The following is a 25429-nucleotide window of genomic DNA, read 5'->3' on the forward strand; positions in this document are numbered from 1 at the left end:
CTTACAGCAGGAAATCATCCAGGGTTTTACCCTGCTCATCCATTGCTTTTTTGATGACTGCTGGAGTACGACCCTGGCCAGTCCAGGTTTTGGTTTCGCCGTTCTCGTCAACATAGCTATATTTAGCAGGACGCGCAGCGCGTTTAGCTTTAGTGCCAACTTTAGCAGCAGCCATGCTATTCAGCAGTTCGTTCGGATCAATTCCGTCTGCAATCAGCATTTCACGATATTGTTGCAGTTTACGAGTGCGTTCTTCGATCTCAGCGGCTGCTGCGTTTTCTTCTTCACGGCGCTCATTAACAACAACTTCTAATTTTTCCAGCATTTCTTCAAGCGTTTCAAGGGTGCATTCTCTTGCCTGCGCACGAAGAGTACGGATGTTGTTCAAAATTTTAAGTGCTTCGCTCATTGTAGTAATCTCAAACTTATATTGTGGGGTGGTTTGTTGAGGTAATAATAGAGCGATAAATTCAGTTGTGCAATAGGGAAGAATGTAAGGAATTCAAAATAACGTGTTATTTGGTGCGATATTTAATATGTATAAGTTAAATTGCTGATGAGCAGCGACATCTTCACGCGGCTTATTGCTAGGGGGGAATCGCGATAACACGCGGGGTGTAGGTGTGTTTTTACACGTAAATATACTCCGTATGGATAAATATCAACCTTATGTATTAGCCTGCATGCATCAGTGCAACGCACGACTTTATAAGATGATGAATGGCGCTATCCTTCCGTTCCTACGACCACTCTGCGCTTTCCGCCGCTGATTTCCTCATGGATATTCATCTATTTGACTGATAGTGAGTGGTGATAAATTGTATACTTTCGGTGAGTAAGTTCATTGCCGCGTAGTGACAATAACCGTGTGATGCTAAAGGGTGTACTGGTTTATGCCCATAGTTATGGCGATGTTATTTTGCTGATGGTTACGTTTAATTTACAGATAACAATGGTGAGCACTTCGCTACACAAATTGTGGTCGATCACATTTTCAGTGATGGACTCATTAATCTTTTCAACTATTAACCCCGCTAGCTATTTCTTTACTGTTCGGTAGAAGTGCGGCAGTTGGGTAGGCGTCTGAAAAACACTAAATAATTGAGTCTAATGATGATGTTACCGATGCATGTCACATAATTATGCAAGACGTTCGTTGAGGGTTTGTTTAATATTGGACGCAGCGTTGTGTCCAGCTGTACGATGCGTGCTTTTCTTGATATGTACGTATGCATAGCAGTGGGATGACACAGGAAGCTTGGGGGTAAATATGTTAGACTGCGCCCCGTTTAAAAAACGTATCGATTAGGACGCCTCAGCCAATGGCACAACTTTATTTCTACTACTCAGCAATGAATGCGGGGAAGTCGACGGCGCTTTTACAGTCGTCATACAATTACCAGGAACGGGGTATGCGCACCGTTGTTTATACCGCTGAAATAGACGACCGCTTTGGCGCTGGCAAAGTCAGCTCACGAATTGGTCTCTCTTCACCCGCAAAGCTTTTTAATCAGGCAAGTAACCTGTTCGATGAAATAAGCGCAGAGAACGCACGTGAGCCGGTTAATTGCGTGCTAGTGGATGAATGCCAGTTCTTGACGCGTGAGCAGGTCTACGCGCTGTCTGACGTGGTAGATAACCTGGATATTCCCGTATTATGCTACGGACTGAGAACCGATTTCCGTGGCGAGCTGTTCGGGGGGAGCCAGTATCTACTTGCGCTCTCCGATAAGCTGGTGGAGCTAAAAACGATTTGCTTCTGCGGCCGTAAGGCCAGCATGGTACTGCGCCTCGATCAGGAGGGCAGGCCATATAACGAAGGCGAGCAGGTGGTGATTGGCGGTAACGAGCGATACGTGTCCGTGTGTCGTAAACACTACAAAGAAGCGCTGGAAGAAGGCTCTCTGGCCGTCATTCAGGATAAGCATCGTAGGACCTGTCGTTCTTGTTAATCCTCTCCTGATGCGTTTGCTGCCGTTTTAGCGACGGTGAGTGAACGCAGAGTCTATTTATTTCGGCTTGTCAGGCATAAAAAAGCCCCATCATTGATGGGGCTTTTTTTCATGCTATTCAGCAACAAATCGGCGAGTTATTTCTTCGCTTTTTTCTCTGCTTTAGCTGGCGCTGCTTCTTTCTTCTCTTCAACTGAGCCTTCTACGAATTCACGACCGTAGAAAGTATCCAGCAGGATCTGTTTCAGTTCAGCAATCAGCGGATAGCGTGGGTTAGCACCGGTACACTGGTCATCAAACGCATCTTCAGACAGTTTGTCGACGTGTGCCAGGAAGTCAGCTTCCTGTACGCCAGCTTCACGGATAGATTTAGGAATACCCAGTTCAGCTTTGATCTCTTCCAGCCAACCCAGCAGTTTTTCGATTTTCGCTGCGGTACGGTCGCCCGGTGCAGACAGACCCAGATGGTCAGCGATTTCAGCGTAACGACGACGCGCTTGTGGGCGGTCATACTGGCTGAAAGCAGTCTGTTTAGTTGGGTTATCGTTCGCGTTATAACGAATAACGTTGCTGATCAGCAGGGCGTTCGCCAGACCGTGAGGAATGTGGAACTGAGAGCCCAGTTTGTGCGCCATGGAGTGACATACGCCCAGGAAGGCGTTCGCAAATGCGATACCCGCGATGGTTGCTGCACTGTGTACGCGCTCACGAGCTACCGGGTTCTTAGAACCTTCATGGTAGGACGCTGGCAGGTTTTCTTTCAGCAGTTTCAGAGCCTGCAGAGCCTGACCGTCGGAGAACTCAGAAGCCAGTACGGAAACGTAAGCTTCCAGGGCGTGAGTGACGGCATCCAGACCACCGAAAGCACACAGGGACTTCGGCATATCCATGACCAGGTTAGCATCAACAATCGCCATGTCAGGAGTCAGCGCATAGTCAGCCAGTGGGTATTTCTGGCCAGTTGCATCGTCGGTCACAACCGCAAACGGAGTCACTTCAGAACCGGTACCGGAAGTGGTGGTGATCGCAACCATTTTTGCTTTCACGCCCATTTTCGGGAACTTGTAGATACGTTTACGGATATCCATAAAGCGCAGCGCCAGTTCTTCGAAGTGAGTCTCTGGGTGTTCGTACATGACCCACATGATTTTCGCCGCGTCCATCGGGGAACCGCCGCCCAGCGCGATGATCACGTCTGGTTTGAAGGAGTTCGCCAGCTCTGCACCTTTACGAACAATGGTCAGAGTCGGGTCAGCTTCAACTTCGAAGAACACGTCAGTTTCAACGCCAGCGGCTTTCAGTACAGAAGTGATCTGGTCAGCATAGCCGTTGTTGAACAAGAAACGGTCGGTGACGATCAGCGCGCGTTTGTGGCCATCAGTAATCAGCTCATCTAACGCGATTGGCAGCGAGCCACGACGGAAGTAGATAGATTTCGGAAGTTTGTGCCACAACATGTTTTCAGCTCGCTTAGCAACGGTTTTCTTGTTGATCAGGTGCTTAGGACCAACGTTTTCAGAGATGGAGTTACCACCCCATGAACCACAACCCAGAGTCAGGGAAGGTGCGAGTTTGAAGTTGTAGAGGTCACCGATACCACCCTGAGAAGCAGGGGTGTTGATCAGGATACGTGCGGTTTTCATCATCTGACCGAAGTGAGCAACGCGTTCTGGCTGGTTGTCCTGGTCGGTGTACAGGCAAGAGGTATGACCGATACCGCCCATCGCAACCAGTTTTTCAGCTTTTTCAACGGCATCGTTGAAATCTTTTGCACGATACATCGCCAGGGTTGGAGACAGTTTTTCGTGTGCAAACGGCTCGCTTTCGTCAACAACTTTCACTTCACCAATCAGGATCTTAGTGGTTGTTGGAACGGTGAAGCCTGCCAGTTCAGCAATTTTGTATGCTGGCTGACCAACGATAGCGGCGTTCAGCGCGCCATTTTTCAGGATAATATCCTGAACGGCTTTCAGTTCTTTGCCTTGCAGCATGTAACCGCCGTGGCTTGCGAAACGTTCGCGAACGGCGTCATATACGGAGTCAACAACAACAACGGACTGTTCAGAAGCACAGATTACGCCGTTATCGAAGGTTTTAGACATCAGAACGGATGCAACAGCACGTTTGATATCAGCGGTTTCGTCGATAACAACAGGGGTGTTACCTGCGCCAACGCCGATTGCTGGTTTACCGGAGCTGTATGCTGCTTTAACCATGCCTGGACCACCGGTCGCGAGGATCAGGTTGATATCCGGGTGATGCATCAGTGCGTTAGACAGTTCTACAGACGGTTGGTCAATCCAGCCAATCAGATCTTTTGGTGCGCCAGCAGCGATAGCAGCTTGCAGAACGATGTCTGCTGCTTTGTTGGTTGCATCTTTCGCACGTGGGTGTGGAGAGAAGATGATGGCGTTACGTGTCTTCAGGCTGATCAGCGATTTGAAGATAGCGGTAGACGTTGGGTTAGTGGTTGGTACGATACCGCAAATGATGCCGATTGGTTCAGCGATGGTGATGGTACCGAAAGTGTCGTCTTCAGACAGAACACCACAGGTTTTTTCATCTTTATAGGCGTTGTAGATATATTCAGACGCGAAGTGGTTTTTGATCACTTTGTCTTCGACAATACCCATGCCAGATTCGGCAACGGCCATTTTTGCGAGAGGGATTCGAGCATCTGCAGCAGCCAGAGCGGCAGCGCGGAAGATTTTGTCAACTTGCTCTTGAGTGAAACTGGCATATTCACGCTGGGCTTTTTTTACGCGCTCGACGAGTGCGTTAAGTTCAGCGACATTAGTAACAGCCATAATGCTCTCCTGATAATGTTAAACTTTTTTAGTGAATCATCTGCTCGACAAGTCAGTATAGACAAATCACCTGCAGCTGGCGAAAAAGTTAAGAAAACAAGGTGTTATCCACAACTGATTCACTGATTTACTAAAAGAGCTTTAATTTAGCCAAGGAGCTCACCGGCCAGGATACGTCGTTTTTTATCAGAACGACTCCCTTTCGGTGTAAGCAGATTACTCACTTCTGAGTACGATTTGCATGATCTAAATCAAGTTTAAGCCAAGCTGACACCTTTCAGCATGGCCCTTTTAGCAAATTATTAAAGCTGTTAATCAATCGTGAGTAGAGGTGGGTTTAACATTAGCATATTTTATACAAGTGCGTAACACTCTGTTTTGTCCCTTGTTTTATGGATAATTCAGATGAACCTAAGGCCTAAAAAGGGTATTGTCAGCGAAATTTATGGTTCGCTGTTCGTCAACTACTAACTTTGAATGATGCTCTGGGGTTAACGTGATTCAAACGCTGTTTGATTTTCCTATCTTCTTTAAATTCTTTATTGGCCTGTTTGCGCTGGTCAACCCAGTAGGGTTGATTCCCGTGTTCATCAGTCTGACAAGTAATCAGACGGCGATGGTACGCAATAAGACCAACATGACGGCGAGTCTCTCCGTTGCCATCATCCTGTTAACTTCGCTTTTCCTCGGCGACCTTATTCTGCAACTGTTTGGGATCTCCATCGATTCATTCCGTATTGCCGGTGGGATTCTGGTTGTCAGCATCGCGATGTCGATGATCAGCGGCAAACTGGGGGAGGATAAGCAAAATAAGCAGGAGAAAACGGAGACCTCGGTACGAGAAAGCCTGGGCGTTGTGCCGCTTGCGCTACCGTTGATGGCAGGTCCTGGGGCGATCAGCTCAACCATCGTGTGGGGAACGCGCTATCATTCCCTTCCTTATTTGTTAGGCTTCTCGCTTTCGATTGCGCTGTTTGCTTATTGTTGTTGGGGCATTTTCCGCATTTCACCCTGGCTGGTGCGTATGCTGGGGCAGACGGGTATCAACGTTGTGACGCGTATCATGGGGCTGCTACTGATGGCTCTGGGCATTGAGTTTATTGTGACGGGTATCAAATCTATCTTCCCGGGTCTGGTCGGTTAATTATTCTACGGCGGTAGTGACGTGTTAGTCGTGATTACCGCCGTGACTATCGGAAAAACATATTCTTCAACTTTTGTTACATGGCATACATAACTAATTTGAATATTATGGGAAAATATTAAATATCAATAGCCTATAGCTCTATCTCCTTGCGCTCATCTCGAACCATCATGTTATTTCTCTCACACCATACTCTGGCGCTTGCTGTTAGATAATTGAAATGATATTAGTAATTTCAGTTTCAATGCAGAGTTATGTGCTAAAAAATAAGCAACTGTTAATTTTTTGTACAAAAAACACGCATGTGTCCAGTGCACGCAGTCACAGGACTGCTTTTTTTAGCTATCTATTTGAAAAATATTGAGTTCAGATGGCTTGATTTTGCGAATACGCTAACGACCATCGTGCAGAATGTTGAACAAAAGAGAATTGGTTAACAAATTTGCAAATTATATTGGCGGCAGTGGTAGGCATTTGGTACTTTCCGGCCAGGGTAATTCGCAAGATAAAGTTTTGTAAACGATAACTGTTTCTAGTTGTAAATAGTTATGAACGGAATAAGAAAGTCTTCCCGACAGGGGGGAGGCTTTTAATGAATCGACGTCAGGTTGCCAATAAGAGCAACCGTAATAAAAAAGTCGGTGATAGCAGCAGTAAACGACCCGGCAGACGCAAAAAACTCCTGCGCTGTACGGGAACCCGAAAGGGGACTAAACAGGCTGGCGTGAGTCAGTAATAATAATGAACGGAGTATCAACACAATGTCCATCATCACAAAAAAAAGCCTGGTTGCGGCAGGCATTCTATCCGCACTGATCGCGGGAAATGCTATGGCTGCAGATGTTCCTGCAGGCGTGCAGTTGGCAAGCAAGCAAACGCTGGTACGTAACAGTGGCGCAGAACCGCAGTCCCTCGACCCGAATAAAATTGAAGGGGTGCCTGAGGCGAATATTAGTCGCGACCTGTTCGAAGGGTTGCTGAATACCTCTCCTAAAGACGGCCATCCAATTCCGGGCGTTGCAGAAAGCTGGGATAATAAAGACTTTAAAGTCTGGACATTCCACCTGCGTAAAGACGCTAAATGGTCTAACGGCCAACCGGTTACCGCACAAGATTTCGTTTATAGCTGGCAGCGCCTGGTGGATCCGCAAACCGCGTCCCCTTATGCGAGCTATCCGCAGTACGGTCATATCGTGAATGTTGATGACATCATCGACGGCAAAAAAGCGCCGAGCGAGCTGGGCGTGAAAGCGCTGGATGACCACACGCTGGAAGTTACCCTGAGTGAGCCAGTGCCTTACTTCTATAAATTGCTGGTTAACCCAGCGATGTCTCCGGTCTACAAGCCAGCAATTGAAAAATTCGGCGAAAAATGGACCCAGCCTGGTAATATCGTAACCAACGGTGCATATACCCTGAAAGATTGGGTTGTTAACGAACGTATCGTGATGGCACGTAACCCGCAGTACTGGGACAACGCCAAAACCGTTGTTGACGAGGTGACCTGGCTGCCAACGTCTTCTGAAGTGACCTACGTGAACCGCTACCGTAGTGGCGAGCTGGATATGACCTATAACCAGCTGCCAATTGAACTGTTCCAGAAGCTGAAAAAAGAGATCCCGAACGAAGTTCACGTCGATCCGTATCTGTGTACTTATTACTACGAAATTAACAACCAGAAAGCACCGTTTACCGACGCACGTGTTCGTACTGCGCTGAAGCTGGGTCTGGATCGCGATATTATCGCCAACAAAGTGAAAGGCCAGGGCGACCTGCCTGCGTATGGCTACACCCCGCCGTATACCGATGGCGCGAAGCTGACCGAACCAGAATGGTTCAAGTGGTCACAGGAAAAACGTAACGAAGAAGGTAAGAAACTGCTGGCTGAAGCAGGCTATACCGCTGACAAGCCGCTGACCTTCAACCTGCTGTACAACACCTCCGATCTGCACAAGAAACTGGCTATTGCAGCGGCTTCTCTGTGGCGTAAAAACCTCGGTGTCGAAGTGAAGCTGGTAAACCAGGAATGGAAAACCTTCCTTGATACTCGTCACCAGGGTACCTACGACGTTGCGCGTGCGGGCTGGTGTGCGGACTATAACGAACCAACTTCCTTCCTGAACACTATGCTGTCCGGCAGCTCCATGAACACGGCGCACTATAAGAGCGAAGCATTTGATAAGATCATGGCTGAGTCCGTGAAGGCGTCTAATGAAGAGCAGCGTACCGCCGCGTATGCGAAAGCTGAACAACAGCTGGATAAAGATACCGCTATCGTACCGGTCTATTACTATGTGAACGCCCGTCTGGTGAAACCATGGGTTGGCGGCTACACCGGTAAAGACCCGATGGATAACGTTTATACTAAAGATCTCTACGTTATCAAGCATTAATGGCAATACGTGGGGCGAGTGCTGGCTCGCCCCATCGTGTCTTATTTGAGAGCAGTGCAAAGGCACATGCCAGAAGGTACGGGCAATGTTAAAATTTATATTACGTCGCTGTCTGGAAGCGATTCCGACGCTATTTATTCTTATTACTATTTCCTTCTTTATGATGCGTCTCGCCCCGGGAAGTCCGTTTACGGGTGAACGTACGCTGCCGCCAGAAGTGATGGCGAATATCGAAGCGAAATACCATTTAAACGATCCAATTCTGGTTCAGTACGGCAATTACCTGAAGCAGCTCGCTCACGGTGATTTCGGTCCTTCCTTTAAATATAAAGATTATACGGTTAACGATCTGGTAGCGGTGAGCTTCCCGGTATCGGCGAAGTTGGGCGCCGCGGCGTTCCTGCTGGCCGTTATATTCGGTGTCACTGCCGGGGTTATTGCGGCCTTAAAACAGAACACCAAATGGGATTACGCGGTAATGGGGGTGGCAATGACCGGGGTGGTCATACCGAGCTTCGTTGTCGCGCCGCTGCTGGTGATGATATTTGCGATCACGCTGCATTGGCTACCCGGCGGTGGCTGGAACGGCGGGGCGCTTCAATACATGATCCTGCCGATGGTGGCGCTCTCTCTGGCTTATATTGCCAGCATTGCGCGTATTACCCGCGGCTCGATGATTGAAGTTTTACACTCCAACTTCATCCGTACCGCACGGGCGAAAGGGTTACCGATGCGCCGAATTATTTTCCGCCACGCGTTAAAACCTGCGCTGCTGCCGGTGCTTTCTTATATGGGGCCCGCCTTCGTCGGTATCATTACCGGTTCGATGGTCATTGAGACAATCTACGGCTTGCCGGGGATTGGACAGCTGTTCGTTAACGGGGCGCTTAACCGCGATTACTCCCTGGTGCTGAGCCTGACCATTCTGGTTGGCGCACTGACGATCCTGTTTAACGCGGTAGTAGACGTGCTCTACGCCGTGATTGACCCGAAAATCCGTTACTAAGGCTGGAGTTCGCCATGATGTTAAGTAAAAAAAGCAGCGAGGCGCTGGAAAACTTCAGTGAAAAGCTGGAAGTCGAAGGGCGTAGCTTGTGGCAGGATGCGCGCCGACGCTTCATGCATAACCGCGCCGCGGTAGCCAGCCTGGTTGTGTTGGTTCTTATTGCACTGTTCGTGACGCTGGCCCCGATGTTGTCGCAGTTCTCCTACTTCGACACTGACTGGGGCATGATGTCTAACGCGCCGGATATGGCCTCCGGGCACTACTTTGGTACCGACTCATCCGGGCGTGACCTTCTGGTGCGTGTGGCCATCGGTGGACGTATTTCCTTAATGGTTGGGATTGCCGCCGCGCTGGTGGCGGTGATTGTGGGCACGCTGTATGGCTCACTGTCCGGCTATCTGGGGGGTAAAGTTGACTCAGTGATGATGCGTCTGCTGGAAATCCTCAACTCCTTCCCGTTCATGTTCTTCGTGATACTGCTGGTCACCTTCTTTGGGCAAAACATCCTGCTTATCTTCGTGGCTATCGGGATGGTGTCCTGGCTGGATATGGCGCGTATCGTACGTGGTCAGACCCTGAGTCTGAAGCGTAAAGAGTTTATTGAAGCGGCGCAGGTGGGTGGTGTTTCTACGGTAAGCATCGTGGTTCGCCATATCGTGCCAAACGTACTGGGCGTGGTGGTGGTATACGCCTCACTGCTGGTACCGAGCATGATTCTGTTTGAATCCTTCCTGAGCTTCCTCGGCCTGGGTACCCAGGAGCCGCTGAGTAGCTGGGGCGCACTGTTAAGCGACGGGGCAAACTCAATGGAGGTTTCACCGTGGCTGCTGCTGTTCCCGGCTGGATTCCTGGTTGTGACCCTGTTCTGTTTTAACTTTATCGGCGATGGCCTGCGTGATGCCCTCGACCCGAAAGACCGTTAAGGAGAGTTGCCATGAGCACAATTGAAACGGCAACGGCATCTGAGCGGTTGCTTAATGTAAAAGATTTACGCGTTACTTTTAAAACGCCGGACGGTGACGTGACGGCCGTGAACGACCTCAACTTTAGCCTGCGTGCGGGCGAAACGCTGGGGATCGTTGGTGAGTCCGGTTCCGGTAAGTCGCAGACCGCGTTTGCGCTGATGGGGCTGTTGGCCAGCAACGGGCGTATTGGGGGATCGGCGCTGTTTAACGGTAAAGAGATCCTTAACCTGCCAGAGCATCAGTTGAATAAGCTGCGTGCCGAGCAGATCTCCATGATTTTCCAGGACCCAATGACCTCGTTGAACCCGTATATGCGTGTCGATGAGCAGCTTATGGAAGTCCTGATGCTGCATAAAGGCATGGGCAAGGCTGAAGCGTTTGAAGAGTCGGTCAGAATGCTCGATGCGGTCAAAATGCCGGAAGCGCGTAAGCGCATGAAGATGTACCCGCACGAATTCTCTGGCGGGATGCGTCAGCGCGTGATGATCGCTATGGCGCTACTGTGTCGGCCAAAACTGCTGATTGCCGATGAGCCAACTACCGCGCTGGACGTGACCGTTCAGGCGCAAATTATGACCCTGTTGAATGAGCTGAAGCGCGAGTTCAATACGGCGATTATCATGATCACCCACGATTTGGGCGTTGTTGCTGGGATCTGCGATAAGGTGCTGGTGATGTATGCCGGGCGAACCATGGAGTACGGTAAAGCGCGCGATGTGTTCTATCATCCTGCACATCCTTATTCTATTGGTCTTCTGAATGCCGTTCCACGTCTTGACGCCGAGGGTGAATCGCTGTTAACCATCCCTGGTAACCCACCGAACTTACTGCGTTTGCCAACCGGTTGCCCATTCCAGCCTCGCTGTCCTCATGCGATGGAGGCATGCAATAGCGCGCCACCGCTGGAAGAGTTTGCGCCAGGCCGTTTGCGTGCCTGCTTTAGAAACGTGGGGGAACTGGTATGAGCGCCGTAACTGATGAAAGAAAAGTCCTGCTCGAAATTGCAGACTTAAAGGTTCACTTCGAGATTAAAGACGGGAAACAGTGGTTCTGGCAGCCGCCAAAAACGCTGAAAGCGGTTGATGGCGTCACCCTGCGTTTGTATGAAGGCGAGACGCTGGGCGTAGTGGGGGAATCAGGTTGCGGTAAGTCGACGTTTGCTCGTGCCATTATTGGGCTGGTGAAGGCGACAGAAGGCAAAGTGGCCTGGCTTGGCAAAGATCTTCTGGGGATGAAGCCGGATGAGTGGCGCGCCGTGCGTAGCGATATCCAGATGATTTTCCAGGACCCGCTGGCCTCGCTGAACCCGCGTATGACCATCGGCGAGATCATCGCCGAGCCGCTGCGCACGTATTATCCGAAGATGCCGCGTCAGGAAGTGCGCGACAAAGTGAAAACCATGATGATGAAGGTTGGGCTGTTGCCAAACCTTGTCAACCGCTATCCGCATGAATTTTCCGGCGGCCAGTGCCAGCGTATCGGTATCGCCCGAGCGTTGATTCTGGAACCTAAGCTGATTATCTGTGATGAACCGGTATCGGCGCTGGACGTTTCTATTCAGGCGCAGGTGGTGAATCTACTTCAGCAGCTACAGCGTGAAATGGGGCTGTCGCTTATCTTCATCGCCCACGATCTGGCGGTGGTAAAGCATATCTCCGACCGTGTACTGGTGATGTATCTGGGCCATGCAGTGGAACTGGGGACCTATGATGAGGTGTACAACAATCCGCTTCATCCGTACACCAAGGCATTAATGTCGGCTGTACCGGTTCCAGACCCGGATATGGAGAAGAATAAAACCATCCAGCTACTGGAAGGGGAGCTACCTTCACCGATTAACCCGCCATCAGGCTGCGTATTCCGTACGCGTTGCCCGCTGGCAGGGCCGGAGTGCGCGAAAACGCGTCCACTTTTGGAAGGAAGTTTCCGCCACGCGGTTTCCTGTCTCAAGGTTGACCCGTTATAATCGTCTGGGCTGGCAAGTTGCCAGCCCTTTTTATTTTGACGAGGAGATAACGTGGTGGCTATTAGCGCTTTGCGCCATCGTCTTTATCATTTCTTATTCGATCAACGTACGCGTACCGGCCGACGGTTTGAAGCCTTGTGCGGGCTGTTTGCGTTATTAAGCGTTGTCGTTATTTTTATCGAATCTGGGATTGGCACAACTTATCATCTAACGTTTGACGAATGGCACGCTTTCGTCATGTTCGAGGTCGGGTTTACCCTGATGTTTACCCTGGAGTATTGCCTGCGCGTATTTTGCTGGCCGAAACCCGCAAAATATGTTTTCAGCTTCTGGGGATTTATCGATCTTGCCACCATTTTACCGCTGTACGTCATTTTATTATGGCCGCAGATAGGTGTGGAATACCTGTTCGCCTGGCGTGCTATGCGCGTGATCCGTGTATTACGTATTCTTAAACTACTGCGCCTGATGCCCGCGTTAAATAGCCTGTGGAGTGCAATCGTTAATTCCAGGCATCAGCTTATTCTGTTCTACGCCTTCATAGGCATTGTCATGGTTGTCGCGGGTGCGCTGATGTACGGGATAGAAGGGCCAGTCAATGGCTTTACCACGCTGAGCACCTCCGTGTACTGGGCGATTGTTACGGTGACGACGGTGGGCTATGGCGATATTACGCCTCATACCGCGCCAGGAAGAACGGTGGCGTCGATTCTTATCTTAATCGGCTACTCTGTCATTGCTATTCCGACCGGGATTATCACCGCGCAGATGACCGCTGAATTTCAAAAACGCCGGCAGGAACGCGTGTGCCCGCACTGTAAACAGCGCGATCATGATCCGAAAGCACGCTATTGCAATGGATGTGGGACAGCGCTTCCCCACGATCTTGGGGCATAAAAAAAGGCAGCTTTACGCTGCCTTTAATCCATCTCGGACTTATTCACGCCACAGAATATGGCAGAGCTTGTGATCCTTTTCGCGGCAAAGCAGAATGCGCGCAAAAACATCATTCAGTTCGCCGCCATCGGTTTCTGCCAGACCAATGACCACTTCGGCGAAGAAATCTGGGTTGAGGTCGTAATCAACGTGTTCATGCCAGTCTTCAGATGGGTCGAACAGCTCAGCGCCGCCGCGTTCTTCAAACTGCAGGTTGAACAGAATTACATCGGCGGGGTCGAGATTATCGACGGCCAGCTCGAGGAAAATGTCGTAAGCCTGCTCGAGCGTTTCGTCTTCAGTAAGACGATTATTTAAATCCATATCCATGATGGCTACCTGTTGAGTTCTATTGGGCACGTTTTACAGCAACGGGCTAAAGAAGTAAAACAGACGTTCGGCAATGCGGTGCCAGAAAGGACGTTTTACCCATAACCGCGCGTCCAGTAGGCGGGAACGGGAAATATAGTCGTCCTGAACCGAGGCTAAATCGGCGCCGAATCCAGCATCATCAATCACCAGCGTAATTTCGAAATTGAGCCACAGGCTGCGCATATCGAGGTTCACGGTACCGACCAGGCTTAGCTCACCGTCAACCAGTACGCTCTTGGTGTGCAGCAGACCGCCTTCGAATTGGTAAATCTTCACGCCTGCGGCCAGCAGTTCGGTAAAGAAGGCGCGGCTTGCCCAGCCGACCAGGACCGAATCGTTCTTACGCGGCAGGATGATGCTAACATCAACGCCGCGCTGGGCGGCGGTGCAGATGGCGTGCAGCAAATCTTCGCTCGGAACGAAATAAGGGGTAGTCATGATCAGATACTCACGTGCGGAGTAGGCCGCCGTCAGTAACGCCTGGTGAATCAAGTCTTCCGGGAAACCCGGCCCCGAGGCAATGGTCTGAATGGTGTGCCCGCTGGCCTCTTCAAACGGCATAATGTTGAGGTCTGGAGCCGGCGGTAAAATGCGCTTGCCGGTTTCTATCTCCCAGTCGCAGGAGTAGACAATACCCATACCGGTGGCGATAGGCCCTTCCATACGCGCCATCAGATCAATCCATTGCCCAACGCCAGAATCCTGTTTAAAGAAGCGTGGGTCGACCATGTTCATACTGCCGGTGTAGGCAATATAGTTATCAATCATGATCATTTTGCGATGCTGACGTAAGTCCATGCGGCGGAGGAAAACACGCATCAGGTTTACTTTGAGGGCTTCCACCACTTCGATGCCAGCATTGCGCATCATCGCTGCCCACGGGCTGCGGAAAAACGCCACGCTCCCGGCGGAGTCAAGCATCAGACGGCAGTGCACGCCGCGTCGCGCAGCGGCCATCAATGATTCGGCGACTTGATCGGCCATACCACCGGGCTGCCAGATATAGAAGACCATCTCGATATTATGCCGTGCGAGCTGAATATCGCGGATGATGGCCTGCATGACATCATCGGATTCCGTTAACAGCTGTAGCTGATTCCCCTTAAGGCCAGCAATGCCCTGGCGGCGTTCGCACAGTTTGAACAGCGAAGAGGCGACCTGGCTGTTGTCTTCAGCAAAAATATGCTTGCAGGCTTTGAGATCGTTAAGCCATTTTGCTGTTGATGGCCACATCGCACGGGCGCGTTCGGCGCGGCGTTTGCCGAGATGAAGCTCTCCTAAAGAGAGGTAGGCGATGATCCCAACCAGCGGCAGGATATAGATAACCAGCAGCCAGGCCATCGCGGAAGGCACGGCGCGGCGCTTCATTAAAATGCGCAGCGTTACCCCGGCTATCAACAACCAATACCCCAGAATCGCCATCCAACTCACTACGGTGTAGACGGTTGTCATATTTCGAAAATCCTTTTGAATGCCAGTTGTTAAGAGTTTACGCATCCGAAGGCATCTGGCAAATAAAAACACCATGAGAAAGCGCTAGTCAGCTTTTAGCAAGGGGCTATAATGGTCCGTCTTTTTTTGAAAGAGCGTTAGAAATGAAGCGTAGTAGACCGGAAGTGGGGCGCTGGCGGATGCTGAGACAAGCTAGCCGTCGCAAGTCGCGTTGGCTGGAAGCTCAGTCTCGCCGCAACATGCGTATCCACTCCATCAGAAAGTGCCTGGTCGGTCGGCAGCGCAATTGCCTGCTGTTCGCCATCTACGATCTCTGATGATATAAAAAAGGGCACCGTCAGGGTGCCCTCAGTTTTTTAGCAAGCTCCAGCCCGCTTTTATCAAAATACTTTCTTATAAGGCTTTACTGAAACCTGCTGGTAAACGCCTGCGGCAACGTAGGGGTCATCCTGCGCCCATGCTTGAGCGGCTTCCAGTGATTCGAATTCAGCAATAACCGTTGAACCGCTAAAACCGGCAGCGCCTGGATCGTTGCTATCAACGGCTGGCATTGGGCCCGCGGTCAGCAGACGGCCTTCATCATGCAGAAGCTGCAGGCGGGCCAGATGAGCAGGGCGAACGGAAAGTCGTTTTTCAAGAGAGTCGGCGATATCCTGGGCGTAGATGACGTAAAGCACGGGCGGAACTCCTGTTTAAATAATTTGCGGATTACGTTAAGGGAAAGCGCTAGCGACTGCAATGCAAAGTTTTGTCGGTGTGAAAAGTTGTGTTTGGGCGAGGATTTTTTGGGCAGGAAGGGCAAAAAGTTGATCGAAGATAAGATGCCTTATTGAATATGATTGTCATTTGCATTTAAAATCAGGGTCTCATTTTTCAACTGTAACGATTATGACTGCAATGACCCTTGATTTACCTCGCCGCTTTCCGTGGCCGACGTTACTCTCTGTTGGCATTCACGGTGCCGTCGTGGCCGGTCTGCTTTATACCTCGGTACATCAGGTTATTGAACTGCCCGCACCCGCTCAGCCGATTACCATCACGATGGTGGCTCCCGCTGATTTAGAGCCCCCACAGGCAGTGGTTCAGCCGCAGCCTGTCGTTGAGCCTGAACCTGAGCCGGAACCGGAACCTATTCCTGAGGTGCCGCAGGCCCCGGTCGTTATTCATAAACCGAAACCTAAGCCAAAACCTAAACCGAAGCCGGTGAAAAAAGTTGAGCAGCCAAAACCGGAAATCAAGCCGGTTGAACAGCGCCCGCTCTCCACGGTGAATAATGATGCGCCGCCAGCGCGTTCCGTGGCAAATAACCTGCCAGGCGCAAGTGCCCCGTCTGTCAATGCACCAACTGGCCCACGTGCGCTTAATCGCCCGCAGCCAGGTTACCCGACACGCGCACAGGCTTTGCGTATTGAAGGTAAAGTTCGGGTGAAATTTGACGTTACCGCTGACGGGCGCGTCGAAAATGTGGAAATTCTTTCCGCTCAGCCGTCAAATATGTTTGAACGCGATGTAAAAACGGCCATGCGCAAATGGCGCTATGAAGCCGGTAAACCGGGCACTGGGCTCATTATGAATATTGAGTTCCGCCTGAAAGGCGTGCAGATGAACTAAAAAAAGCCCCGCAAGGGGCTTTTTTTTATGCAGCGAGAACGTTGTCTAACGCTTTCTGCGCAGTGACAAAGTGCTGACCGCCGAAAAGAATGGCGCGGTTTATTAAGGTATAAAGCTGATAAACCGGTTGACGGTCAAGGAAGTCTGCCGGAAGTGGCGACACGGACTGATAGCCGTCGTAAATTTGCGGCGGTTGATCCGGGTGCAGCGGTAACATGGCCAGGTCGCACTCCCGGTCGCCCCAGTAACAGGCTGGGTCAAAGATATAGGGGCCATTTGGTCCCAGCGCACAGTTGTTTGACCACAGATCGCCATGCAATAAAGAAGGCTGTGGCTGGTGGCTGCTCAGGCGCTGCTGGATGTGGTCAACAATGGCATCAATATCTCCGAACTCCATGCCTTTTTCTGCCGCAAGCTCAAGTTGCCAGCCAATACGCTGTTCGGCGAAAAAGTTGGACCAGCGCCGTTGCCAGGCATTGGGCTGTGGGGTGGTAGACAGATCGTTGTCGAAGTCGAGGCCAAACTGCGGCTGATCGCTCCATTCGTGCAAACGGGCAAGCTGCTGGCCCAGTAAGAATGCATTATGCGCATCCAACGGACGAGGTGGCAGGTACTCCATCACCAGAAAGCTGTAATCGCGGTCTGAACCGACGACAAATACCTCAGGGACGGACACGGTTTTACTGCGGGAGAGCAGTTCGAGTTGATCGGCTTCCGCGGTAAAGATGGGCAATAACTCTCGTTCATCGCATTTAACGAAAAAATCGCGACCCGCATAGCGCATATGCCATGCGGCATGGATCTCACCGCCGGGCAGTTCAGTACGCTGATCGATTTCGCCACTTCCAAGTTGCTCGCCTAACAGACTACTGATCGCTTGCCACATGATGTCTCTCCCCATGTTTTCTGCCATATCATAAGGTTAGCGCATAAATACCAGGTAAAAATACGAGCTATACCGCACAACGGGTAAAAAGCGTGTAGAAAGCAGGGACAAGGTCGTATGCCTTCTGCGACAGATGCATGGCGGCTCACCCGTGGCTGTCGTGCGTTAAACCCTCGCGATGCACACCATTGTTAACAATGGAGTTTGGTTAGCATAGTTGATTACCGTGATTTCGCGACTCGTAGCGTGCGCTACGAGTCCGATTCTTGAGCATTTAGTGCTGTTGCAGGTAGGCGTAAATCTTATGCGTATTTTCTTGCGAACACAGGCGCGTGCCCTGGTTAATCGTCGCTGCACTGCCAGCAGCAACACCAAAGCGAACCATTTCTTCGAGGGACGCGTTTTCAGCAAGCTTGAGGGTCATGGCGCCAACCATACTGTCGCCCGCACCAACGGTGCTCTGACTTTTGATGGGTGGCGGCACAACTTGAACGCAGCTTTGCTCGTCAATAGCCAGCGCCCCTTGCGCGCCTAGAGATACCACCACGCGCCGGGCCTTACCGCTGCGGACGATTTCCAGCGCGGCATTGCGCACATCATCAGGTTGTACAAGTTCACGTTGGACCAACGCGCTGAGCTCTTTCTGATTCGGTTTAACCAGCTCAATCTGGCCTATCGCCAGTGCAGCGGTCAGGGCATCACCGGAGCTGTCGATAACACAACGTAGGCCATGATGTTGGGCGGCTTGAATGAGTGTAGTGAACTGTTCTAGGGAAACGCCTGGTGGCAGACTGCCGCTGATGACGAGTAGCGAGCCTGGCGCAATCTGCAGGACCTTTTCCTGTAATTTCATCAGTTCGTCACCGTTGAGCGTGGCTCCGGGCATCACAAAACGATATTGCTCACCGTTAGCCGCAACGTGAACGTGGAGATTCTGGCGGGTCCACTCGTGTGCCTCGATGCTTTCAACCGGTACTTTTTCGGCCTGGAGTAGGGCGACAAGGTGTTCCCCTGTTGCGCCACCGGCGGGGAAAATAGCGGTCGCGCTGCCGCCCAGGAAGGTGATTGCGCGCGCAACGTTAATTCCACCGCCACCAGGCTCGAAAACAGGGGCACTACAACGGAGTTTCCCTTCCGGATAAATTTGTGGTGTTTGTGTGGCGCTGTCGAGTGAAGGGGCGAGCGTCAGCGTGTAGATCTTGACCATAGCGATAACCTCCCTTTTTAAGCCAATAAATGGCTTAGAACACAATTGCGTTTAAGTCTGGCACCGTATAGAGAATAAAGAAAGAATCAACGGACTGATTTTTATAGAAAAGTGTAAAGAAGCCGCGGCATTTTATTATAAATTAAAATGTGCTTTAAGAGGTCTCTTATTCAAAAAATGAAAGAAGAATAGATTGCTATGTTATACGTGCCTTTTTATAATTTGTTGCCTTTCTATGGACCACCCCGTCGTTGATCCTCGCGAAAGTTCCCGGGACGGAATTGTCTCCTATTTTGTTGTACGGACCATTAATAAATGAAGCTTTTGAAGACAGTACCGGCAGCGGTTGTGCTGCTGGGGGGCGTGTTTGCGTCTGCGTATGCAACCGCTAGTGATACCGTTTTTACTGTCATGGATGACCCGAGCACCGCCAAGAAACCTTTTGAAGGCAACGTCAATGCGGGCTATCTCTCGCAGGCTGGTAATACTAAAAGTACATCAGCGACCGCTGACTCCACGCTCACCTGGTATGGTGAATCGACGGCCTGGTCCCTCTGGGGTAACGCCAGCAACACGTCAGCAAACGATGAACGCTCTTCAGAGAAATACTCTGTAGGTGGTCGTAGTCGTTACAATATGACTCATGAAGATTACCTGTTTGGTCAAGCTAGCTGGCTGACCGACCGCTATAATGGTTACCATGAGCGCGACGTGTTCACGGCGGGTTATGGTCGTCAGTTTCTGAATGGGCCTATCCACAGCTTCCGTTTTGAATTCGGTCCTGGCGTTCGTTATGACGAATATACGGATGGCAATTCAGAAACTCAGCCGCTGGGTTATGCTTCCGCAACCTACGCGTGGCAGATGACTCAAACCGCGAAATTCACTCAGGGCGTGTCCGTGCTCGGTGCGGATGATACGACCGTCAACTCAGAAACCGCGCTGAATGTCGCTATCAACGAACACTTTGGTTTGAAAGTGGCTTACAACGTGAGCTGGAACTCTGAACCACCAGCAACGGCGCCGAATCATACCGATCGCCGTACGTCGCTGACGCTTGGTTATACGATGTAATAATTTACAGGCTGGAGAATGTCCAGCCTGTATTTTCAATTTATCGTTTTGTGTTATTATTTAAAGCAACCGCTGTTTTATTTTATTAAAAATACAAGTTCTTCATAATATCTCCACAATCGACCTTTCTGACATATATATTCAATAAATTTGACACGAATAGCTAAATATTTTGACTAGGCAAAAGTGTGATCTGGATCTAGACTATGTTCAAGGGCGGAATGATGCCTTAGTGTTCTAAAGTCTTAATCAAGTCAGAGAATAAACATTATGAAAAATATCAAAATCGCATCCGCAGCTATTCTGCTGTCAGCACTCTCTTTCGGCGTATTTGCCGCCGAACCAGTAACTCAACCTGCCAGTTCTACGAACACCACTACTGCACAGCACATTGGTATCTCTAGCGCGCACGACGTTGAAGCGGGCTCTAACATGGCGCCAGGCTCTCAGTCTACCGGCCAGTCAATGGATGATGCGTTTAATGTACACACCCTGGTTGCTGGTGGTTGGTCCTAATATTTCTGTGCTGTAATAATCTGATTTTTGTTCAATTATTTATAACGGCAGAGAAAACCGGGTAGAGTGGTACCGGTTTTTCTTGCTGCGATTTATTTCTAATTAAAATTCAGTTTTTGTATTATGTATGTAAATCTGAATCGGATTTAGTCGCACATATTGTCAATAAATCTGTGTTAACAGCATTTTTTGTATATATTCTAATGCGCTAGCCTGAATGTTAAAAATGGCTTGAAAGCTCCACGTAATTAGCTTTTACACTTCCCACATTATCCCCAAATCATCGCCGCCCATCTAAGCAGTAGCATTGCGCCACAGATAGCGATCAGTACCAACACCATTTTCCAATGTTTTTTTGCGAATCGATGAGTGGGCATATTCTGTCCTTTTTTCTTTAAGATTTAACGTAGTGTATCAGAATTGTTGGTAAAGGTAGCAGTGTGTACCCCACAGGGTAATTGCGGCTTTTATCATGTCCTGATGATGTGTAAACTAACCCACGGTGTTATCAGCAGGCGGATGTAGGCGGAGCAGGGTACACAATGTATATGCACTCCTCATTTTTTGCAGAGTGAAGCAGAAATCAATCCATAACCTGTTGATAAATTTAATCATATAGTTTTGTATGTGCTCTTTCGTGTGGGGCACCACTGCAAATAAGGACATTAAATGCCTGTAATTACTCTTCCTGATGGCAGCCAACGCCATTACGACCACGCCGTTAGCCCAATGGATGTTGCTCTGGACATCGGTCCTGGCCTGGCAAAAGCCACCATCGCTGGGCGCGTGAACGGTGAACTGGTTGATGCTTCAGATCTGATTGAAAACGATGCCACGCTGTCTCTTATCACCGCAAAAGATGAAGACGGTCTGGAAATCATTCGTCACTCGTGTGCACACCTGCTTGGTCATGCGATCAAACAGCTGTGGCCAAACACCAAAATGGCGATCGGCCCGGTAATTGACAACGGTTTCTATTATGACGTTGATCTTGACCATACGCTGACCCAGGAAGACATCGACGCGCTCGAAAAACGCATGCACGAGCTCGCCGAGAAAAACTACGATGTCATCAAGAAGAAAGTGAGCTGGCATGAAGCTCGTGAAACTTTCGTCAAACGTGGTGAAACTTATAAAGTTTCCATCCTGGATGAAAACATCGCGCATGATGACAAGCCTGGCTTGTATCATCACGAAGAATACGTCGACATGTGCCGTGGTCCGCACGTGCCGAATATGCGCTTCTGTCACTACTTCAAGCTGATGAAAACCGCTGGTGCTTACTGGCGCGGCGACAGCAACAACAAGATGCTGCAGCGTATCTATGGTACTGCATGGACGGACAAAAAGGCCCTCAATGCCTACCTGCAGCGTCTGGAAGAAGCGTCAAAACGCGATCACCGTAAAATCGGTAAGCAGCTCGACCTGTATCATATGCAGGAAGAAGCGCCGGGTATGGTGTTCTGGCATAATGACGGCTGGACTATCTTCCGTGAACTGGAAACTTTTGTACGCTCCAAGCTGAAAGAGTACCAGTATCAGGAAGTGAAAGGCCCGTTCATGATGGACCGTGTGCTGTGGGAAAAAACCGGCCACTGGGACAACTACAAAGATGCGATGTTCACCACCTCTTCTGAGAACCGTGAATACTGCATCAAGCCAATGAACTGCCCGGGGCACGTTCAGATCTTCAACCAGGGTCTGAAATCATACCGTGACCTGCCGCTGCGTATGGCGGAGTTCGGTAGCTGCCACCGTAATGAACCGTCAGGCGCACTGCATGGCTTAATGCGTGTACGCGGCTTCACTCAGGATGACGCCCATATCTTCTGTACGGAAGAGCAGGTGCGTGATGAAGTGAACGCATGCATTCGTTTAGTCTATGATATGTACAGCACTTTCGGTTTCGAAAAAATCGTGGTCAAACTTTCAACGCGTCCGGAAAAACGTATCGGTAGCGATGAAATGTGGGACCGTGCTGAAGCGGATCTGGCGGTTGCGCTGGAAGAAAACAACATCCCGTTTGAGTATCAACTGGGTGAAGGCGCATTCTACGGTCCGAAAATTGAATTTACCCTGTATGACTGCCTCGATCGTGCATGGCAGTGCGGTACTGTACAGCTGGACTTCTCACTGCCGTCTCGTCTGAGCGCCTCTTATGTTGGCGAAAACAACGAACGTCAGGTACCGGTGATGATTCACCGCGCAATTCTGGGGTCTTTGGAGCGCTTCATTGGCATCCTGACCGAAGAGTTTGCTGGTTTCTTCCCAACATGGCTTGCCCCTGTGCAGGTTGTGGTGATGAATATCACTGATTCTCAGTCTGAATACGTTAACGAATTGACCCGTAAACTACAAAATGCAGGCATTCGTGTAAAAGCGGACTTGAGAAATGAGAAGATTGGCTTTAAAATCCGCGAGCACACTTTACGTCGTGTCCCTTATATGTTGGTCTGCGGTGACAAAGAGGTGGAAGCTGGCAAAGTTGCCGTTCGCACCCGCCGTGGTAAAGACCTGGGCAGCCTGGACGTAAGTGAAGTGATTGAGAAGCTGCAACAAGAGATTCGCAGCCGCAGTCTTCAACAACTGGAGGAATAAGGTATTAAAGGCGGAAAACGAGTTCAAACGGCACGTCCGAATCGTATCAATGGCGAGATTCGCGCCCTGGAAGTTCGCTTGACAGGTCTGGAAGGCGAAGCTTTGGGTATTGTGAGTCTGAGAGAAGCTATCGAAAAGGCTGAAGAGGCCGGAGTAGATTTAGTTGAAATCAGCCCTAACGCCGAACCGCCAGTTTGTCGTATTATGGACTACGGCAAGTTCCTTTATGAAAAAAGTAAGTCTTCTAAGGAACAGAAGAAGAAACAAAAAGTTATCCAGGTTAAGGAAATTAAATTCCGTCCTGGGACCGATGATGGCGATTACCAGGTAAAACTCCGCAGCCTGGTTCGCTTTCTCGAAGATGGCGATAAGGCTAAGATCACACTGCGTTTCCGCGGTCGTGAAATGGCCCACCAGCAGATCGGTATGGAAGTGCTTACGCGCGTCCGTGACGACCTGAGTGAACTGGCAGTAGTCGAATCCTTCCCTACGAAGATCGAAGGCCGCCAGATGATCATGGTGCTCGCTCCTAAGAAGAAACAGTAAGGCCTTCAAGTAGCGGTGTTGGTGAAGTCTTAGGGCTTCACCGATACTGTTCGCCTACGTTTCGTTTATTAACAATGCGAAGTGGAAGTTATTAAGATGCCTAAAATTAAGACCGTACGCGGTGCTGCTAAGCGCTTCAAAAAAACCGGTGGTGGTGGATTTAAGCGTAAGCACGCAAACCTGCGTCATATTCTGACCAAAAAATCTACTAAACGTAAACGTCACCTGCGTCCAAAAGGCCTCGTGTCTAAAGGCGATCTGGGTCTGGTTATCGCGTGCCTGCCGTACGCATAAGCCGTTAACGTTTAATTTTTTTACTAAGAATATAGATACAGGAGAGCTCATATGGCTCGCGTAAAACGTGGTGTAATTGCTCGTGCACGTCACAAAAAAATTCTGAAACAAGCTAAAGGCTACTACGGTGCGCGTTCTCGCGTATACCGCGTTGCCTTCCAGGCTGTTATCAAAGCTGGTCAGTACGCTTACCGTGACCGTCGTCAACGTAAACGTCAGTTCCGTCAGCTGTGGATTGCACGTATCAATGCAGCAGCACGTCAGAACGGTATTTCTTACAGCAAATTCATCAACGGCCTGAAAAAAGCCTCTGTTGAAATCGACCGTAAGATCCTGGCTGACATCGCAGTATTCGACAAAGTAGCGTTCACCGCTCTGGTCGAAAAAGCGAAAGCAGCACTGGCATAAGCCAGTTGGAAGAGGGAGCTAGTCTCCCTCTTTTCATTTTAACCGTATCAATGCATTGACATTTATCAGCGTAGACCTTTCAATAAAGACTCTACGGTTATTACCACACAAGGTAACGCAAGCATGAATGCTGCTATTTTCCGCTTCTTCTTTTACTTTAGCACCTGAACTCAGGAGGCTTGCGCGTGAAAGAAGAAACGAAAAATCAGCGCCAATAAGCCTCCGGATGGAGGCTTTTTTTGTATCTGAATTCGAGATTAAGTCCACCAAACCGGTGTCTGCACCGACATAATGAGGAAAACCATGTCACATCTCGCAGAGCTGGTTGCCAGTGCCAAGGCAGCCATTAACCAGGCTTCAGATGTTGCCGCGTTAGACAATGTCCGCGTCGAATATCTGGGTAAGAAAGGGCACCTGACCCTTCAGATGACCACACTGCGTGAACTGCCGCCAGAAGAGCGTCCAGCAGCGGGTGCCGTCATCAACGAAGCAAAAGAGCAGGTGCAACAGGCACTGAACGCGCGTAAAGCCGACCTGGAAAACGCCGTGCTGAATGCCCGTCTGGCCGCAGAAACCATCGATATCTCCCTGCCGGGCCGTCGCATTGAAAACGGTGGTCTACACCCGGTGACCCGCACTATCGACCGTATTGAAAGTTTCTTCGGTGAGCTCGGCTTTACCGTTGCGACGGGTCCGGAAATCGAAGATGACTACCATAACTTCGATGCGCTGAATATCCCTGCGCACCACCCAGCACGCGCTGACCACGACACTTTCTGGTTTGATGCGACCCGCCTGCTGCGCACGCAGACTTCCGGCGTCCAGATCCGCACCATGAAAGATCAGGAACCGCCAATCCGTATCATCGCGCCGGGCCGCGTATATCGTAACGACTACGATCAGACGCACACCCCAATGTTCCATCAGATGGAAGGCCTGATTGTTGATAAGAACATCAGCTTCACCAATCTGAAGGGCACGATTCACGACTTCCTGCGTAACTTCTTTGAGGAAGATTTGCAGATTCGTTTCCGTCCATCCTACTTCCCGTTCACCGAACCTTCCGCAGAAGTGGATGTGATGGGTAAAAACGGCAAATGGCTGGAAGTTCTGGGCTGCGGGATGGTGCACCCGAACGTACTGCGCAACGTTGGTATCGATCCGGAAGTATACTCCGGCTTTGCGTTCGGTATGGGCATGGAGCGTCTGACCATGCTGCGTTACGGTGTCACCGACTTGCGTGCATTCTTCGAAAACGATCTGCGTTTCCTCAAACAGTTTAAATAAGGGCAGGAT

Annotated in this window: 26 protein-coding genes and 1 other annotated feature; of the genes, 18 read left to right on the forward strand and 8 right to left on the reverse strand. The window is 50.1% G+C overall.

Going from position 1 to position 25429, the window contains the following annotated elements:
- Position 1 precedes the first annotated feature (1 nt).
- Positions 2-409, reverse strand: coding sequence for a histone-like nucleoid-structuring protein H-NS (gene hns, locus ACH1XZ_RS03970; RefSeq protein WP_035896045.1), 408 nt, complete (start codon positions 407-409; stop codon positions 2-4).
- A gap of 913 nt (positions 410-1322) precedes the next feature.
- Between hns and tdk the strand changes: the two genes are divergently transcribed.
- Entirely contained in the window at positions 1323-1952 is a 630-nt protein-coding gene (tdk, locus tag ACH1XZ_RS03975) for a thymidine kinase (protein WP_395594408.1), read from the forward strand.
- Between the two features lie 137 nt (positions 1953-2089).
- Here tdk and adhE read toward each other — a convergent pair whose 3' ends face one another.
- On the reverse strand, positions 2090-4759 hold the full coding sequence (gene adhE, locus ACH1XZ_RS03980; RefSeq protein WP_395594409.1) for a bifunctional acetaldehyde-CoA/alcohol dehydrogenase: 2670 nt from the start codon (positions 4757-4759) through the stop codon (positions 2090-2092).
- 496 nt (positions 4760-5255) lie between these two features.
- On the opposite strand from adhE, the gene ACH1XZ_RS03985 reads away from it, so the two are divergent.
- From ACH1XZ_RS03985 to ACH1XZ_RS04015, 7 genes are all read left to right on the forward strand, one after another.
- Positions 5256-5903, forward strand: coding sequence for a YchE family NAAT transporter (locus tag ACH1XZ_RS03985; RefSeq protein ID WP_395594410.1), 648 nt, complete (start codon positions 5256-5258; stop codon positions 5901-5903).
- A gap of 761 nt (positions 5904-6664) precedes the next feature.
- Positions 6665-8296 (forward strand): oligopeptide ABC transporter substrate-binding protein OppA, encoded by a 1632-nt coding sequence (gene oppA / locus ACH1XZ_RS03990; protein WP_395594411.1) that lies wholly within the window; start codon positions 6665-6667, stop codon positions 8294-8296.
- A gap of 85 nt (positions 8297-8381) precedes the next feature.
- The gene (gene oppB, locus ACH1XZ_RS03995; protein ID WP_395594412.1) at positions 8382-9302 is read left to right on the forward strand and encodes an oligopeptide ABC transporter permease OppB; all 921 of its coding nucleotides are present in this window, start codon (positions 8382-8384) and stop codon (positions 9300-9302) included.
- Positions 9303-9316: 14 nt separating this feature from the next.
- Positions 9317-10225 carry an oligopeptide ABC transporter permease OppC gene (gene oppC / locus ACH1XZ_RS04000; protein ID WP_123652460.1) on the forward strand — a complete coding sequence of 303 codons (909 nt, stop codon included), beginning with the start codon at positions 9317-9319 and terminating at the stop codon, positions 10223-10225.
- Between the two features lie 11 nt (positions 10226-10236).
- Positions 10237-11232: an ABC transporter ATP-binding protein gene (oppD, locus tag ACH1XZ_RS04005; protein WP_202217817.1), complete on the forward strand. Its 996-nt coding sequence runs from the start codon at positions 10237-10239 to the stop codon at positions 11230-11232.
- Positions 11229-12233, forward strand: coding sequence for a murein tripeptide/oligopeptide ABC transporter ATP-binding protein OppF (gene oppF / locus ACH1XZ_RS04010; RefSeq protein WP_035896062.1), 1005 nt, complete (start codon positions 11229-11231; stop codon positions 12231-12233). The genes oppD and oppF overlap by 4 nt, the downstream gene beginning before the upstream one ends.
- A gap of 54 nt (positions 12234-12287) precedes the next feature.
- Positions 12288-13130, forward strand: coding sequence for an ion transporter (locus tag ACH1XZ_RS04015; protein ID WP_395594413.1), 843 nt, complete (start codon positions 12288-12290; stop codon positions 13128-13130).
- Between the two features lie 39 nt (positions 13131-13169).
- Here the strand turns inward: ACH1XZ_RS04015 and ACH1XZ_RS04020 are convergent, their stop codons facing one another.
- On the reverse strand, positions 13170-13499 hold the full coding sequence (locus tag ACH1XZ_RS04020; RefSeq protein WP_395594414.1) for an HI1450 family dsDNA-mimic protein: 330 nt from the start codon (positions 13497-13499) through the stop codon (positions 13170-13172).
- 33 nt (positions 13500-13532) lie between these two features.
- Positions 13533-14993 carry a cardiolipin synthase gene (cls, locus tag ACH1XZ_RS04025; RefSeq protein WP_185669960.1) on the reverse strand — a complete coding sequence of 487 codons (1461 nt, stop codon included), beginning with the start codon at positions 14991-14993 and terminating at the stop codon, positions 13533-13535.
- 143 nt (positions 14994-15136) lie between these two features.
- Between cls and ACH1XZ_RS04030 the strand changes: the two genes are divergently transcribed.
- Positions 15137-15310, forward strand: coding sequence for a YciY family protein (locus ACH1XZ_RS04030; RefSeq protein ID WP_123652457.1), 174 nt, complete (start codon positions 15137-15139; stop codon positions 15308-15310).
- A gap of 63 nt (positions 15311-15373) precedes the next feature.
- Here the strand turns inward: ACH1XZ_RS04030 and ACH1XZ_RS04035 are convergent, their stop codons facing one another.
- Positions 15374-15670 (reverse strand): YciI family protein, encoded by a 297-nt coding sequence (locus tag ACH1XZ_RS04035; RefSeq protein ID WP_035896284.1) that lies wholly within the window; start codon positions 15668-15670, stop codon positions 15374-15376.
- A gap of 220 nt (positions 15671-15890) precedes the next feature.
- Here ACH1XZ_RS04035 and tonB point away from each other — a divergent pair, with 220 nt between their 5' ends.
- A complete protein-coding gene (gene tonB / locus ACH1XZ_RS04040; protein ID WP_395594698.1) occupies positions 15891-16604 on the forward strand; it encodes a TonB system transport protein TonB in 714 nt (237 codons plus the stop codon).
- Between the two features lie 25 nt (positions 16605-16629).
- Here the strand turns inward: tonB and ACH1XZ_RS04045 are convergent, their stop codons facing one another.
- Positions 16630-17490, reverse strand: coding sequence for a fructosamine kinase family protein (locus tag ACH1XZ_RS04045; protein WP_395594415.1), 861 nt, complete (start codon positions 17488-17490; stop codon positions 16630-16632).
- Between the two features lie 274 nt (positions 17491-17764).
- A complete protein-coding gene (gene pfkB, locus ACH1XZ_RS04050; RefSeq protein WP_395594416.1) occupies positions 17765-18697 on the reverse strand; it encodes a 6-phosphofructokinase II in 933 nt (310 codons plus the stop codon).
- Between the two features lie 315 nt (positions 18698-19012).
- Between pfkB and ACH1XZ_RS04055 the strand changes: the two genes are divergently transcribed.
- Both ACH1XZ_RS04055 and ACH1XZ_RS04060 read left to right on the forward strand, forming a co-directional pair.
- Positions 19013-19771, forward strand: a complete 759-nt coding sequence (locus ACH1XZ_RS04055) for a DUF481 domain-containing protein (RefSeq protein WP_395594417.1) — start codon at positions 19013-19015, stop codon at positions 19769-19771.
- A 270-nt stretch (positions 19772-20041) separates the two neighbouring features.
- The gene (locus ACH1XZ_RS04060; protein WP_395594418.1) at positions 20042-20287 is read left to right on the forward strand and encodes a YdgH/BhsA/McbA family protein; all 246 of its coding nucleotides are present in this window, start codon (positions 20042-20044) and stop codon (positions 20285-20287) included.
- A 269-nt stretch (positions 20288-20556) separates the two neighbouring features.
- Here ACH1XZ_RS04060 and yniD read toward each other — a convergent pair whose 3' ends face one another.
- Complete coding sequence (gene yniD / locus ACH1XZ_RS04065; RefSeq protein ID WP_100249959.1) at positions 20557-20664, reverse strand: small membrane protein YniD; 108 nt, start codon at positions 20662-20664, stop codon at positions 20557-20559.
- Positions 20665-20956: 292 nt separating this feature from the next.
- Between yniD and thrS the strand changes: the two genes are divergently transcribed.
- From thrS to pheS, 6 genes are all read left to right on the forward strand, one after another.
- Positions 20957-22885, forward strand: coding sequence for a threonine--tRNA ligase (gene thrS, locus ACH1XZ_RS04070; RefSeq protein ID WP_395594419.1), 1929 nt, complete (start codon positions 20957-20959; stop codon positions 22883-22885).
- Between the two features lie 3 nt (positions 22886-22888).
- Positions 22889-23431: a translation initiation factor IF-3 gene (gene infC / locus ACH1XZ_RS04075; protein WP_071828920.1), complete on the forward strand. Its 543-nt coding sequence runs from the start codon at positions 22889-22891 to the stop codon at positions 23429-23431.
- A gap of 96 nt (positions 23432-23527) precedes the next feature.
- Positions 23528-23725: a 50S ribosomal protein L35 gene (rpmI, locus tag ACH1XZ_RS04080; RefSeq protein WP_003030583.1), complete on the forward strand. Its 198-nt coding sequence runs from the start codon at positions 23528-23530 to the stop codon at positions 23723-23725.
- A gap of 51 nt (positions 23726-23776) precedes the next feature.
- Complete coding sequence (gene rplT / locus ACH1XZ_RS04085) at positions 23777-24133, forward strand: 50S ribosomal protein L20 (RefSeq protein ID WP_000124850.1); 357 nt, start codon at positions 23777-23779, stop codon at positions 24131-24133.
- A 118-nt stretch (positions 24134-24251) separates the two neighbouring features.
- Positions 24252-24376, forward strand: a sequence feature (Phe leader region).
- The gene (gene pheM / locus ACH1XZ_RS04090; protein ID WP_001386830.1) at positions 24257-24301 is read left to right on the forward strand and encodes a pheST operon leader peptide PheM; all 45 of its coding nucleotides are present in this window, start codon (positions 24257-24259) and stop codon (positions 24299-24301) included. Its footprint overlaps the feature before it by 45 nt.
- Positions 24377-24436: 60 nt before the next feature.
- Positions 24437-25420 (forward strand): phenylalanine--tRNA ligase subunit alpha, encoded by a 984-nt coding sequence (pheS, locus tag ACH1XZ_RS04095; protein ID WP_035896277.1) that lies wholly within the window; start codon positions 24437-24439, stop codon positions 25418-25420.
- Positions 25421-25429 lie beyond the last annotated feature (9 nt).

The sequence above is a fragment of the Kluyvera chengduensis genome (genome assembly GCF_044197065.1).
GTDB classification, from domain to species: Bacteria; Pseudomonadota; Gammaproteobacteria; order Enterobacterales; family Enterobacteriaceae; genus Kluyvera; species Kluyvera ascorbata_C.

Bases quoted from the DNA above. Each gene is read 5' to 3' on its own strand.
- oppA (WP_395594411.1), top strand. From the start codon at position 6,665: ATGTCCATCATCACAAAAAAAAGCCTGGTTGCGGCAGGCATTCTATCC.
- oppC (WP_123652460.1), top strand. From the start codon at position 9,317: ATGATGTTAAGTAAAAAAAGCAGCGAGGCGCTGGAAAACTTCAGTGAA.
- adhE (WP_395594409.1), bottom strand. From the start codon at position 4,759: ATGGCTGTTACTAATGTCGCTGAACTTAACGCACTCGTCGAGCGCGTA.
- oppB (WP_395594412.1), top strand. From the start codon at position 8,382: ATGTTAAAATTTATATTACGTCGCTGTCTGGAAGCGATTCCGACGCTA.
- ACH1XZ_RS04045 (WP_395594415.1), bottom strand. From the start codon at position 17,490: ATGTGGCAAGCGATCAGTAGTCTGTTAGGCGAGCAACTTGGAAGTGGC.
- thrS (WP_395594419.1), top strand. From the start codon at position 20,957: ATGCCTGTAATTACTCTTCCTGATGGCAGCCAACGCCATTACGACCAC.
- tdk (WP_395594408.1), top strand. From the start codon at position 1,323: ATGGCACAACTTTATTTCTACTACTCAGCAATGAATGCGGGGAAGTCG.
- cls (WP_185669960.1), bottom strand. From the start codon at position 14,993: ATGACAACCGTCTACACCGTAGTGAGTTGGATGGCGATTCTGGGGTAT.
- ACH1XZ_RS04030 (WP_123652457.1), top strand. From the start codon at position 15,137: ATGAAGCGTAGTAGACCGGAAGTGGGGCGCTGGCGGATGCTGAGACAA.
- rpmI (WP_003030583.1), top strand. From the start codon at position 23,528: ATGCCTAAAATTAAGACCGTACGCGGTGCTGCTAAGCGCTTCAAAAAA.
- ACH1XZ_RS04060 (WP_395594418.1), top strand. From the start codon at position 20,042: ATGAAAAATATCAAAATCGCATCCGCAGCTATTCTGCTGTCAGCACTC.
- rplT (WP_000124850.1), top strand. From the start codon at position 23,777: ATGGCTCGCGTAAAACGTGGTGTAATTGCTCGTGCACGTCACAAAAAA.
- oppD (WP_202217817.1), top strand. From the start codon at position 10,237: ATGAGCACAATTGAAACGGCAACGGCATCTGAGCGGTTGCTTAATGTA.
- yniD (WP_100249959.1), bottom strand. From the start codon at position 20,664: ATGCCCACTCATCGATTCGCAAAAAAACATTGGAAAATGGTGTTGGTA.
- pheS (WP_035896277.1), top strand. From the start codon at position 24,437: ATGTCACATCTCGCAGAGCTGGTTGCCAGTGCCAAGGCAGCCATTAAC.
- ACH1XZ_RS04020 (WP_395594414.1), bottom strand. From the start codon at position 13,499: ATGGATATGGATTTAAATAATCGTCTTACTGAAGACGAAACGCTCGAG.
- tonB (WP_395594698.1), top strand. From the start codon at position 15,891: ATGACCCTTGATTTACCTCGCCGCTTTCCGTGGCCGACGTTACTCTCT.
- hns (WP_035896045.1), bottom strand. From the start codon at position 409: ATGAGCGAAGCACTTAAAATTTTGAACAACATCCGTACTCTTCGTGCG.
- oppF (WP_035896062.1), top strand. From the start codon at position 11,229: ATGAGCGCCGTAACTGATGAAAGAAAAGTCCTGCTCGAAATTGCAGAC.
- ACH1XZ_RS04055 (WP_395594417.1), top strand. From the start codon at position 19,013: ATGAAGCTTTTGAAGACAGTACCGGCAGCGGTTGTGCTGCTGGGGGGC.
- pfkB (WP_395594416.1), bottom strand. From the start codon at position 18,697: ATGGTCAAGATCTACACGCTGACGCTCGCCCCTTCACTCGACAGCGCC.